The following is a 13271-nucleotide window of genomic DNA, read 5'->3' as shown; positions in this document are numbered from 1 at the left end:
TCTAATATAATAAATTGAACTATGGTGAAAGAGGTACCTCAATATCTCTTTGGAGGAATAACTATGTACTTGATCAAAACCTCGGCGGTGGCGCTGGCCATTTCCATGCTGGCGTTATGGACCCAGGCCGGGGAGCAGTTGCCTTTCCCGGTGGTGACGGCTGTTAAGCAGAGTGTGGTTCGGGAAGAAAAGGCTGATGCCGTGGTAGAAGCCATTCAGCAGGCTACCGTTTCAGCCCAGGTATCTGGAAGGATTATTGAAGTCAATGTTGATGTGGATGACTACGTTAACAAAGGCTCCGTCATTGTCCGTTTCCGCGATACCGAGCAGCAGTCGACCCTAAAGTCTGCCCAGGCTCGATATGTTGAGGCCGAGGCCAATTACAATCGTATCCAAGATGTATTTAAGCGTAAGCTTGCGTCCAAATCGCAACTGGACAGCGCTGAAGCTAATTTCAAAGCGGCCCGGGCGACTCTCGAACAAGCCAAAGAACAACTTGAGCATACGGTTGTCAGGGCTCCCTACAGCGGTATCGTGGTGGAACGTTTGGTCGAGGTTGGAGAAATGGCCAGTATCGGCCAGGGGTTGATGACAGGTATTTCCTTGGAGCGGCTGCGGGCTGTGGCGAATGTGCCACAACGCTATATTGATGAAGTACGGCAATTAGGCAGAGCCAGGGTGATTATTACTGATGGTAAAAACCAAAGTATTCCGGGTGTTAAGCTGACTTTCAGCCCTTATGCCGATCCGGCCACCCACACATTCCGGGTACGGGTGGATCTGCCTGTCGGACAGGAAGGGATCTATCCCGGCATGTATACCAAAGTGGCGTTTGTAATTGGTGAAGAAGAGCGTCTGCTGGTACCCACGTCGGCGGTGGTACACCGTTCTGAGGTCACTGCAGTATACGTCATCAATGATCAGGGCCAGGTTACTCTGCGTCAGATTCGCAGCGGTCATGAACTGGATGACGGTCATACCGAAGTACTGGCGGGCCTTCAGGCTGGTGAACAGGTGGCAGCAGATCCGATTGCGGCCGGAATCTATCTGAAACAACAGGGGAATCCGGCATTATGAACCGAAAACTAGGAGTATCTGGTGGAATTGCCCGGCGCTTTCTGACTACGGAGATCACACCGTTATTGGCCCTGGTCGGTTTTCTACTCGGATTGTTTGCGGTACTGATCACTCCACGGGAGGAAGAACCGCAGATCAATGTCACCTTCGCCAACATTTTCATTGCCTATCCTGGCGCTTCGGCCAAAGAAGCTGAGCACTTGGTGGCTGCTCCGGCAGAGCAGATATTGTCCGAGATTGAAGGGGTCAAGCATGTTTATTCGATCTCCAACCCTGGCCAGGTGGTATTGACCGTCCAATATGAGGTGGGACAGGACCGTACCGCTGCGATTCTGCGGCTCTACAATGCGATCTATTCCAAGCTTGACTGGCTACCGACGGATCTGAATTTGGCGCAACCCATTATCAAACCCAAAGGTATTGATGATGTCCCAATCGTATCGCTAACGTTGTGGAGCGATAACCCGGAAATAGGTGCCTACGACCTGCAGCAGGTGGCTCACGCCATTGAGCTGGAGTTGAAGCGGGTTAAGGGAACCCGTGATGTATATACCCTTGGTGGCCCGGATTCAGTGGTGCACGTATTGCTCGACCCGGCCAGGTTGGCAGGATACGGCATTGCAGTCAGCGATCTGCGCACTGCGTTACAGGTCTCCAATGCCACCGTTCCGGCGGGATCACTGGTGGATGATAATCAGGAGATACTGGTTCAGGCTGGTGCCTTTTTAAGCAATATCGATGAAGTGAAGTCGTTGGTGGTTGGTGTTGCCAACGGTAAGCCGGTGTATCTGCAGGATGTCGCTGAGGTTGTTCGTGGTGCTGACCAACCGGAAACCTATTCCTGGTTTGGCGCGGGCCCTTCTGCCACTGGCCATGCGGCTGGCATGAAAGGAACCCAGCCATCTGTGACAGTTGCAATTGCCAAACAGCCGGGTACCAATGCGGTGAACATTGCAGAAAACGTCATTGAACGTTTCGAACAGCTTAAAGGTGTGTTCGTACCCGATGGCGTGCACGCAACGGTAACCCGGAACTACGGTGCAACCGCCAATGACAAGGCACAGAAACTCATTTCCAAACTGATTTTCGCAACCGCATCGGTTGTGGTTCTGGTGTTTTTTGCGCTGGGCTGGCGTGAAGCGTTTATCGTCGGCATGGCAGTGGTCATTACCCTGGCGATTACGCTGTTTGCGTCCTGGGCTTGGGGGTTCACCCTGAACCGGGTGTCACTGTTTGCACTGATTTTCTCGATTGGGATTCTGGTCGATGATGCCATCGTGGTGGTTGAGAATATCCATCGGCACATGCAAATGGAGGATAAGAGTCTGATTGAGGCCATTCCTGCCGCAGTAGATGAGGTCGGCGGTCCGACGATTCTGGCCACATTTACAGTTATTGCCGCATTGTTACCGATGGCATTTGTGACTGGGTTGATGGGGCCATATATGAGTCCGATTCCAATCAATGCTTCCATCGGTATGATCATTTCGCTGGGGGTCGCCTTTATTTTTACGCCCTGGCTGTCGCACGTGATGTTCAAACGTATGAAGCATCATCATAGTGCCGTAGGCGAGTATCAGGAAACCTGGTTGTACCGGTTGTTCAAGAATACCGTTGGGGTGTTTTTACAGGGTAATCGCGGGCGTCCGAAGCGCTGGTTGCTGGGCGTCAGTATTCTGGTTTTGATTGCAGCGTCAGTGAGTCTGGCGGTGGTCAAACTGGTGGTTCTTAAGATGCTGCCGTTCGACAACAAATCAGAATTTCAGGTCATTGTTGATATGCCGGAAGGCACCAGTGCGGAACGGACTGCGCAAGTCATGATGGAGTTGGGTAACTTTATTGCCACTGTACCTGAGGTGACCGATTATCAGGCTTATGTGGGACTGGCATCGCCCATCAACTTCAATGGGCTGGTGCGGCAGTACTATCTGCGTGAGGGCTCTCATGTGGCGGACTTACAGGTTAATCTGGTTGGTAAACATCACCGTGATCGCAAAAGTCATGAAATTGCGTTGTCAATACGAGGTCCGTTGCAGAAGATCGGCCGGGCTTATGATGCCAATGTGAAAGTGGTGGAAGTGCCTCCCGGACCACCGGTGATGTCACCTCTGGTGGCAGAGGTATATGGGCTGGATTATGACGGACAGATTCAGGTGGCTCGTGAAGTTGAGCGGATGTTTACCGAAACTCCGGATATTGTGGATGTTGACGACAGTGTCGAGGCTGCGCAACCCAAGCTGATTGCCCGGATCGATCAACAGAAAGCCGCGCAACTGGGAGTGAATCAACAATCCATTGTTGCGGCAATGGCGGCAGTGCTGTCGGGCGAGGATGTGAGCTATTTACACAGCCCCAGCTTTAAATATCCGGTACCGATCAGAGTGGAGTATCCCGTAGCTGATAAAGCGGATATGAAGTCGGTACTGGCGCTCAGAGTTCGTAGTCAGAATGGTCAGTTGGTGCCGCTCAGTGATCTGATCACCGTACAGCCCACAACCCGGGAAAATGCCATCTATCACAAAGACATGTTGCCAGTGGTCTTTGTAACCGGTGATATGGCTGGCGAGCTGGACAGCCCTTTGTATGGTATGGCGGAGATCTTTCTGGCCCTTGGCGACAAAATCTTTGATAACGGTCAAGGTCTCAAACAGTACCTGATCAATCCACCGGAAAATCCCTACGAATACAGTTTGAAGTGGGATGGCGAGTGGCAGGTTACCTACGAAACTTTCCGGGATATGGGACTGGCATACTCAGTCGGTCTGATTCTGATCTACCTGCTGGTGGTCGCTCAGTTCCGTTCGTATTCGGTACCGTTAATTATCATGGCTCCCATTCCGCTGACGATTATCGGCGTTATGCCGGGTCATGCGCTGCTCGGTGCCCAGTTTACTGCTACTTCAATGATTGGCATGATCGCGTTGGCAGGGATTATTGTGCGCAACTCGATTTTGCTGGTGGACTTTATCAATCAACAGGTTCGTGAAGGTATTGAATTCGAAGAAGCGGTGATCCGTTCTGGTGCAGTACGGGCGAAACCTATTGTACTGACCGGTATGGCAGCCATGCTCGGAGCATTCTTTATTCTTGATGATCCGATTTTCAGTGGCCTGGCTGTATCACTGATCTTTGGGATTTTGGTTTCAACCTTATTGACGCTGGTGGTCATTCCCGTCATGTATTACGCCCTTATGCGTAACCGTGTCGGGAAAATTCTGGGGGAAAGCGATTGATTTTCCAACCGGTCGGGTGAGTCGTCATCCGACCGGTTACAACTCCGGGGCCATAGATGCATCGGCTTTGGAGTAGTCATTTTATATGCTGCCCTTATTTATCAAAAAAGGATATTTGCGCACCAGATCAACAATTGGTGTCAGAAAGCCTCAAATCTCGCCTGATATTATCCTGTCGACTGCTATATTTATGATTATTCATGAATAAATGTTTGTAACTACAGCAATTATGCAAGATAAAAGGTAACCCTACTGAATGACGGAGAACAATCTGTCACTGTCCAATCAATTAGAAGCCACTCTGGCTCAGGCGAACAGTGAGCGTAACAAGGCAAACTATAAGGCAGGTATTGCCTTGGCCACTGAAGTGCTTGAACAGGCGCGTCAACACAGTCTGACCCATATTCAAGGGCGGGCGCAGATGTTGCTGGCCATGCAATTGCCACGACAAGGACTTTATCACGAAGCGGTTCAGCATTATCGGTCGGCCATTTCTATCTGGCAAAGCCAGAATGATATTGAACAATTGGCCAGTGCGCTGAATGAACAGGCTGTTATTTATATTCAGTTGGGCCTGATGGACGAAGCGCTCGAGAACCTTACCCGTAGTATGGAATATGCCCGTACCAGACAGAATCCGGCATTGCTGTTCTGGGCCTACAACCGTATCGGTGTCGTGCTGGAGCATCTCGAAAAGCACGAAGAAGCCAAAAAATTTATGCTCCAGGCGCTGGTTCTGTCTCAGCAACTTGATATCGAAGCCCGGTTTTGTGTTCTGAATAATCTCGCTGATTTCAGCGTCCTGTACGTACGCGAATTGCTGTCACATAAACAACCGCAGTTGGCCGAGCAGGCAACCGCTGTGGCCAGCGAAGGCTTGCTGTATGCGCAGCAGGCGTTGAAACTTGCACGCCAGTCCCAAAACCCCTATCGCGAGGCTTTGATTCTGGCCAACTATGGCGCGTTACAAGCCTACAGTGGTGACTTCAGTGGAGCCCAGCACAACATTCTGTTGTCGGGTAATCTGGCCAGGCAGCATGGGTTTCAGGGTCTGGAGCTGGATGCAGAATTGCTTTTGGCGAGAATCGCCTGGATGCATGGTGATGTGCAGGGGGCGATAGATATTTATGAAGACATCCTGCCAGCATTGATTGAACAGGATGATCGGTTGACTATTCTGCATACCCATCTGGAAATTTCCCAGGCCTGTCAGCAGATTGGTCTGATGGAAAAGGCCTTCAGTCACTATAAGCGCTATCACCAGATGGAGCGTGAGCAGCGCTCCAGTGTGGCTGCATCGCGGGCGAAACTGATGACATCTGTGAGTGAGTTGAGTGATGCCCGACGGGAGCTTGAACGAACCCGTATGCAGGCGGAGCTGGACCGCATTCGCCAAGAAGAGAGCGAGGCTGAAAAGCAGGCTCTCAGACAAATGATTGATGAGCTGAACCAAAAAATTCACATTGACGACCTAACCAATATCCACAATCGCCGTTTCATGATGAAAACACTGCGAGAGGCGGTCAAAGGGTCAGAGATGTTTTGTGTGGCTCTGGTCGATGTGGATCACTTTAAGAACATCAACGACACCTACGGGCATCAGCGCGGTGATGTGCTGTTGCATCATCTGGCCCAGTTGATACAAAACAGCCTTCCGCCAAAAGCCATTGTGTCCCGCCATGGTGGGGAAGAGTTTCTGATTCTGTTCATGGGCCGGCAATTGGACAGTTGCTATGAGGCGTGTGAGCAAATTCGCCAGGAGCTCATGCATGATATCGATTGTAAGCTGGAAGCGGACAAATCGATGACCATTTCCATTGGTCTGAGTCAACGCCACTCAGATGATGGGCTGGAGGCGATTGTCGAACGGGCAGATCAGGCCTTGTATGAAGCCAAAAATAGTGGTCGGAATCGGGTGGTTACAGCGTCGCCGTGAGATTATTCGTCAGCCGTATTGGGTGTTTTCAGTGAAGACCCGTTTTTGTCCCTCTCGTTAGCCCGTTTTTGGGAGTGCCGGTCACCCCCCCCCCTTAATCGATACAGATTACTGATTCCTTAAATAACAACACTGCCAATGTAATTATTAGTCTAATCTGAATAGTAGTTGGATTGATGACTATCCAGGCGGCCATGCGCGTATTTTTTCTTTTAATTCTGATTCTGGGCTCTCCCTTTCTTCGGGCGATCGATCTTCGGATGGCCGATGAATTTGAGATTGACCCAACAGTACTGGCAGAACATGCCCTGTCGCTGAATGGACATTGGCAGTTTCATTGGGGCCGGCTGGTGAATCCAACGCAGGTTACCGATCCTGATATTCAATGGCAAATGGTCAACGTTCCTGGTGTATGGAATGACTTGGTGGATGAGGGGAGTCCAATGAATCATGGCGTTGCCACTTTTGCTGTCCGACTGAATTTTCACTCAGACCTGCAGCAAGACCTGACGATCAACTTTGTGCGCGTCAGCGAAGCATTCAAAGGCTATCTGGTCCGGGCTGATGGCACAGAAGTCATCAGTATGTTTGAAGGTGGTCGTCTATCCGGGCAGCCAGAGGGACATGTGGTGGCCCCGGATTATCTGTCGTTTGCCTTACCACAAGCAGAAGGTCATTACTGGCTGGTATTGCAGGTGTCGAAGTTCATTTACTACAAGGGTGGCATTCGTTCTCCGGTTACCATTGATATCAATCAGCGGCGTGAACGCCTGGGTGTCTATCGGCCACTGACCCACGGAATTGTCATTGGCGCGCTGATCTATATGGCATTGAATCATCTGCAGATTTTTATTAACCGGCGACAGTCCACCAGTTCGTTACTGCTGTCCCTGGCGTGTTTGTTTGTTGCACTTCGCAGCCTGGTCGGTTACGGCTATTTTGAGGGCTTTTTCTCGCAACCCAGTAATATTGTTGCGATCTGGCGTTTCCGGTTGGAGTTGCTAACAGTGGTTCTTCCGGCCACGATCTGGCTGCATTTTTATCATGTTTTATTTAGTGGCGTGCTGCCCCGCTGGGTGGTGCAGCTTTCCTGGACAGGTTCCATTCTGCTGACTCTGGCTGTGTTGGTTATCACCCCGGACTGGTTGGCTTATGTCATTCTGCCGGCAGAACAGATGTGGTTGCTGATCAATATGGTGGGAATTAGCTACTCGGTGTTACGGGCAATTAAGCTGCGACGTCCTGATGCCGTAGTCGCGTTGGTATCTTTTGGGATTGTTTCAATAGGGGTTATCAATGATCTGATTTCCACCCGAACCGCTCATTATGATTTGTACATTACCGAATATGCCATGTTGCTGTTTCTATTATTGCATGCGCAATTGCTGGCCCGACGTTATGCGATTGCGATTCAGAATGAAATCAGGTTGATCCATGACAACCGTAAACTGACTCGTGAACGTGAAGCAGCGGAGCGCGAAGCTACCATTGATCACCTGACCGGAGTACTCAATCGTAAAGGCCTTGAGGTTCGCCTGGATCAAGCCTGGAACACCTGCATTCGCGAACAAACCTGTTTGTCTTTATTGATCATCGATGCTGATTATTTCAAACAGCTGAACGATCGTTATGGCCACCTGAAAGGGGATTATGCACTTGTCTTTCTGGCATCGGTCATGCGTGGACTGATGTTGCGCAGCAATGATTTTCATGGTCGTTGGGGAGGAGAAGAATTCATGGTTGTGATGCCAGGGGCGGTGGTCCAGGCGGCGGCAGAGGTTGCCGAAATCATTCGCGATAGTGTTGAAAAGGCGGTGTTGAATTTTGAGAATGAACACATACGTTTCACGGTCAGTATCGGTGTGTCAAATCTAACTCCTCAACCGGGTGATGGTAGCTGGAAAGCGATCATCCAGCAGGCCGACGAAGCCTTATACGAGGCAAAAGCGAGAGGTCGGAATCAGATCTGTGTGTATTCCGATTTATTGCATACCCATTAATAGATGGATTTTCCGTATGCATTGTGAAGCATCTGAATTAAGCATCAGCAATTGGCCGTTTTTTAGGCTGTGGTTGTTAAATCGAAGAGTGGCCTAACGCAACCTGCTTCACCTGTATGACGAATAGTGTTTGGGGGCACATATAAAGCTTAAACGTGAAGCATGGTTAGATATTGTTTCCTGTTCCTGCTATTTTTTCCGCTAATGTATGCAGTTCGGGCAGCAGGCGATAGATCAGTTGCAACTGCTGCAAAACCAGTCTGGTTGAGCCTTCATCTTCATCGCGCCATTCATTGAGTCGTTGCTCCAGTTCGCTTTGGCCAATCGCATTCAGGTCCATATTGTGCTCTTTACTGCTAAGTTGTTTATGCAATGTTTCCAGGTGGCTGTGGATCAGGTTATGACTGTCGATGACCAGCTGGTGGGCAGGAGCCTGTATAAGTTTTGTTCGGTGTGCTCCGAGCGCAGAAATATAACCCAGCATGGCGTGATTCAATGTTAAAAAGCGAAAACTTTCCTCAACTGAGGTGATGTATTTGTCTGGTTCAGACAACATGTTGCTGATGGAGACGGACAAATTAGCATCCTGATTGTGGGCATAACGGCGAGCGATACGATAGTTCAGATTATCTTTTTTTCCGTTCAGATATTGTTCGATAATCTGTGCCAGATAATCTTTGTTGGCATTCACCGCATCAGCCAGTACTTTATATAATCGGCGCGCATGCCAGTCCGGCAGTATTCTAGTGACAGCGATAACCGCCAGCGCGCATCCCATCAGTGTATCTGCCAGTCGAGGCAGAACTACAGCATAACCTTCACCGAGCTGATTAAAGCAGAACAACACAAGCAAGGTAATAAACCCGGTTGCATAACCGTAGTTATTCAGGCGGAAGGCAAAGAACAGTACTCCTGAGATAACGATGAAGACCAGTTGACTTTCATGAGATGGAAATACCGTCAGTAAAAATGCTCCAATCAACAGGCCGGCAATGGTGCCAATGACACGATTGATCAGTTTCTTCCGGGTAGCACTGTAGTTGGGCTGACATACAAACAGAGTGGTCAACATAATCCAGTACCCCCGCTCCAGCCCCAGGGCCTGTATGATGCCGTAACCAACGGTCAGAGCTATCGATAAGCGAACTGCATGGCGAAATATCTGTGAATCCCTGTTCAAGTGACTGTTGATTCGCTGCCACATTGTGCGGATGGTGTGTGGATTTGTGTCGTTAAGAACCCCTTCGTCTGTGTGTCGGGCATCAGGGTTGTTCAGATTTTCGATCTGACTGCTGATCATGGCGACGTTGTCGAACAGATATGTCAGCTGGGTAATCAGGTTTTTTGGTCCGGGGTTTTGTTGGCCTTTCAGGTAGCTCATGGAGCTTATGAGTTCTTCCAGTGCCTGAACGGCTTTAGTGCTGTGTGTGTATGGACGTCCCATTCTGATGGCATGGGCGATGTCGCGGCAGCACTGTGCGTGTATCTGCAACAAATGCTGAAAACGGAACAAAATGTCTGAGCGTTCAAAGGCGCGGGCCAGGTCCTGATAGCGATAGTGAGTGGAACTGACTCTTTCGTGGATGTCCTGGGCGATAAAATAAATATTCAGAAAACGATCACTCGGACCGCCAATGCGACCTCGTTTTGATCGTGAGAGAAAGGTCGCTTTGCAGTTATTGAGTGACTGCACTGTACTGACATTAAGTTTGGCTTCTTTGATCCGTAACGGCTGAGGAATCAGGTTGTTGACTGGGTGAAATAATTCGGCTTTGACATCAATGTAATCCGCCAGATCCAAAAATACACTGGAAAGGCTTTGCTGCACCGGCTGCATTGGCCAGATGATCTGCCAGGTCATTGATACCAGATAGTACCAGGCTGCACCAGAAAGCAGCATGACCGGTTGAAACCACAGGTTCGTACTTTGGTGTGCGCCGATCATCGTGTAGATGGCCAGCAATAGGGAACCGAATGCAATGCTGCTGTATTTTGGACCCAGTGACCCTAAAACAATGAAACCAAAGGTAGAACTGAAAAGACCGATGGCAAAGAGCATTGGGTAATCAAACAGCAATTCGACTGAGAACGCCGCCAGGGCAAAGCAGCATAGGGTCAGTAGAAGAGCTTTGATTCTTCCACTGAAGCTATCGTCACTCTCTGCCAGTGCTGCCGCAATAATACCCAGGATCAGTGGGATGATGAGGTGAATGTGGTGCCAGTACCAGGCGGGTATCACCACTCCCAGTAAGGTCACCAGAATCAAAAAGCTGTAATTGATCGTTTTGTTTGCCCAATAGCGGCGTAATGTCTGCAACCACTGCACGTTCGTTTGAAACCTCTGGATGGTCATTACCATTAGGTAAGTGTAACAAATAGGCAGCGTTTGTTTATGATCCGTGCCAGCTCTAGTGTCGTGTCTCAAATAAAACGCATATTTAAATGGGCCGCCGAATTCACTTCACAACTCTACGTTAAGTTCAGCCAACGGCATCCCACTCTTCGAGAAATCCTCAAGACGCCCACCGCTTCGTTCCAGTTCCTGACATGGGAATGATCATTGCCTGTGAACATCTTGAGGTGCTTTTTTAATATAGGCTTTATTCAAGACACTACACTAGTGAACTCTCTACCATGAAGTTTGCAACACAACAGGATATTCGTGGAGCGATTGGACAAGAGGCAAGGACCGTTTGGATTAATGCTCTAATTTAGGGAACCTTTGAAAAATGGCCTATTTTCATGCAGGACGTTGTCAGCCTCCGTCTCACATCCTCATTTACGCCCGTAAATTGCGGTGTAGCGAGTGGTGCTTCCTTGCCTGCATCAAAACTATTCCTATTTTTCAGAGGCCCCTTAGGTTTTTCCCCTCTAATATTGCCGGTTGGTTAGATATCGGTCAAAAGCAATGCAGTTTCTGTCAGTTTCAACTCATATTGGTGGGAAAATGTTGATACAATCACGTTTTTATGGTGATCAAGGTCACTAATCTTCCGTCGATGCTATGTATTCTCAATAAATCTGTATTGCTCTTCTTGATTTTATTGCTGCTACCATCCCGATTATGGGCAGCGATGGAGTTCCAGGTCAGTCAGCAGCTTCTCGATCGCCAGCCTATTGTCTTAAATGGGACCTGGCTATTTCACTGGAATGCATTATTGCCTCCGGTCGATGTTGTTGATCCCGCTATCCCCTGGCAAACGGTGACGGTACCCGGTATCTGGAATGACGTGGTATCTGATAAGGACCCAATGAATCATGGTATTGCCACTTATGCGACCCGGTTAAATTTTGAAGGTGCGCTGACAGAATCTATGGTCGTGAGGTTGATTCGCATCAGCGAAGCCTTTCATTTTTATCTCGTCAGTGAAGACGGCCATAAAGTTATCGATTTGTTTGAAGGTGGCAAGGTCTCGGCCGATCCGCGCCATAATGTTGTTGCGCCAGACTATCTGTCATTCGCACTTCCACCTGTTCAGGGACGTTACTGGCTGGTATTACAGGTTTCCAAGTTTAACTTTTATAAAGGTGGTATTCGTACCGCCGTGACCATTGATCTGCGCCAGCGATATAACCGCTACCGTATGTTGGTGGTTTTGCTGCATGGTATTGCCATAGGAGCGTTGCTTTATATGGCACTGAATCACCTGCAGATTTATTTAAACCGGCGCCAGAATACCAGTTCATTGCTAATTGCCGTTGCCTGTCTGTTTGTTGCGTTCAGATGCTTCGTTGGTTTCGGATATTTTGAACAGATGTTTTCATGGACCAGCAATGCTATCGCCATTTGGCGGTTTCGGTTGGAGCTGACGACAATTGCGATACCGGCCTCTATCTGGCTGCATTTTTACCAGTACCTGTTCCGGCAGGTGTTTCCGCAACGTTTGCTGCAGTGTTCCTGGACGGGATCACTGGTACTGACCCTGAGTATCTTTCTGACCCCAGCGGACTGGTTGGCATATCTGATATTGCCTGCTGAGGAGGTGTGGCTGGTGTTGAATATGCTGGTAATTCTGTATTTGTTGGTCAGAGCTTCAATCCAGCGCTTTACCGGCGCCCGTTTGTCGCTGGCTATTTTTATCCTGTTGGTTGTCGGAGCCGTCAATGATCTGCTGTTAAGCCTGGACCCCGGTTACGTATTTTATGTAACAGAATATATATTGCTGGTGTATGCCATGCTGCTGTTTTTGTTAGTTCACTCGCAATTGCTGGCCAAGCAGTTTGCCAACTCGGTGAGTAATGAAATTCGCCTGTTGAATGACAACCAGAAATTGGTTCGACAGCGTGAACAGGCAGAGCAGGCAGCGGTTATTGATCATCTGACCGGGGTGTTGAACCGTAAGGGGCTGGAGCAAAAACTTGAACAGGCTTGGCGTCGTTGTACTGATGATCACGAAATGATTTCAGTTTTACTCATTGATGCCGATCACTTTAAAAAGCTGAATGACCAATATGGTCATTTAATTGGAGATCAGGCATTGATGCATCTGGCGAAGGTGATTCCGATAACCAAGCTGCGTACTCATGACTTTATGGGACGCTGGGGAGGAGAGGAGTTCATGGTGGTTTTGCCGGGGGCGGATATTGATATTGCTGCCGGCATTGCAGAAGCCATTCGTGCTTCGGTCGAACACCGGGCATTCGGCAATAGTGATCTTAGTATTCATTTGACGGTTAGCATTGGCGTGGCCAGTACCCAGCCCGGGATGCATAAAACTGCGTTGAAGCAGTTGATTCAGAGGGCAGATGAAGCACTGTATGCGGCAAAATCCGGTGGGCGAAACCGAGTTGAGGCCGATTTGGCAACGACGACTATGCCTTCATTGGCACCGCTTGAACAGAATGTGTAGCTTTTCCGAAACAGACACAAGTTATGTTAAATACTTGCAACAGAGATAACCCCTTTTGTGTCTGGGCAAATCAGAATGTTCGTTTATCATGATATCTATATGTGGTTTTGTTCCGTCGAATTAACAGCATAACAGTTACTTGGATTGGCACTTTATTGGTGCAGGAGCGGAGCAC

At 49.1% G+C, this 13271-nt stretch carries 6 protein-coding genes; 5 read left to right on the top strand and 1 reads right to left on the bottom strand.

Features of this window, described 5'->3' with window-relative positions; genetic code table 11:
* The first annotated feature begins 63 nt into the window (after positions 1-63).
* The 4 genes from ACQY6I_RS03380 to ACQY6I_RS03365 all read left to right on the top strand — a co-directional run bounded on the left by ACQY6I_RS03380 (position 64) and on the right by ACQY6I_RS03365 (position 8246).
* On the top strand, positions 64-1077 hold the full coding sequence (locus tag ACQY6I_RS03380; protein WP_428240061.1) for an efflux RND transporter periplasmic adaptor subunit: 1014 nt from the start codon (positions 64-66) through the stop codon (positions 1075-1077).
* On the top strand, positions 1074-4310 hold the full coding sequence (locus ACQY6I_RS03375) for an efflux RND transporter permease subunit (protein WP_428240060.1): 3237 nt from the start codon (positions 1074-1076) through the stop codon (positions 4308-4310). The genes ACQY6I_RS03380 and ACQY6I_RS03375 overlap by 4 nt, the downstream gene beginning before the upstream one ends.
* Before the next feature lie 256 nt (positions 4311-4566).
* Positions 4567-6246, top strand: coding sequence for a diguanylate cyclase (locus ACQY6I_RS03370; protein ID WP_428240059.1), 1680 nt, complete (start codon positions 4567-4569; stop codon positions 6244-6246).
* Between the two features lie 176 nt (positions 6247-6422).
* Entirely contained in the window at positions 6423-8246 is a 1824-nt protein-coding gene (locus ACQY6I_RS03365; protein WP_428240058.1) for a diguanylate cyclase, read from the top strand.
* 166 nt (positions 8247-8412) lie between these two features.
* Here the strand turns inward: ACQY6I_RS03365 and yccS are convergent, their stop codons facing one another.
* Positions 8413-10572 (bottom strand): YccS family putative transporter, encoded by a 2160-nt coding sequence (gene yccS, locus ACQY6I_RS03360; protein WP_428240057.1) that lies wholly within the window; start codon positions 10570-10572, stop codon positions 8413-8415.
* A 643-nt stretch (positions 10573-11215) separates the two neighbouring features.
* Between yccS and ACQY6I_RS03355 the strand changes: the two genes are divergently transcribed.
* Positions 11216-13096 (top strand): sensor domain-containing diguanylate cyclase, encoded by a 1881-nt coding sequence (locus tag ACQY6I_RS03355; RefSeq protein ID WP_428240056.1) that lies wholly within the window; start codon positions 11216-11218, stop codon positions 13094-13096.
* Positions 13097-13271: the final 175 nt, after the last annotated feature.

The organism is Gynuella sp. (assembly GCF_050297175.1).
Lineage (GTDB): Bacteria > Pseudomonadota > Gammaproteobacteria > Pseudomonadales > Natronospirillaceae > Gynuella.
The sequence above is the reverse complement of the archived record's forward strand: the minus strand, read 5'-3'. Positions and strand labels throughout refer to the sequence as shown.

Coding starts and splice junctions, on each gene's coding strand:
- ACQY6I_RS03380 (WP_428240061.1), top strand. CDS start 64: ATGTACTTGATCAAAACCTCGGCGGTGGCGCTGGCCATTTCCATGCTG.
- ACQY6I_RS03375 (WP_428240060.1), top strand. CDS start 1,074: ATGAACCGAAAACTAGGAGTATCTGGTGGAATTGCCCGGCGCTTTCTG.
- ACQY6I_RS03370 (WP_428240059.1), top strand. CDS start 4,567: ATGACGGAGAACAATCTGTCACTGTCCAATCAATTAGAAGCCACTCTG.
- ACQY6I_RS03365 (WP_428240058.1), top strand. CDS start 6,423: ATGACTATCCAGGCGGCCATGCGCGTATTTTTTCTTTTAATTCTGATT.
- ACQY6I_RS03355 (WP_428240056.1), top strand. CDS start 11,216: ATGGTGATCAAGGTCACTAATCTTCCGTCGATGCTATGTATTCTCAAT.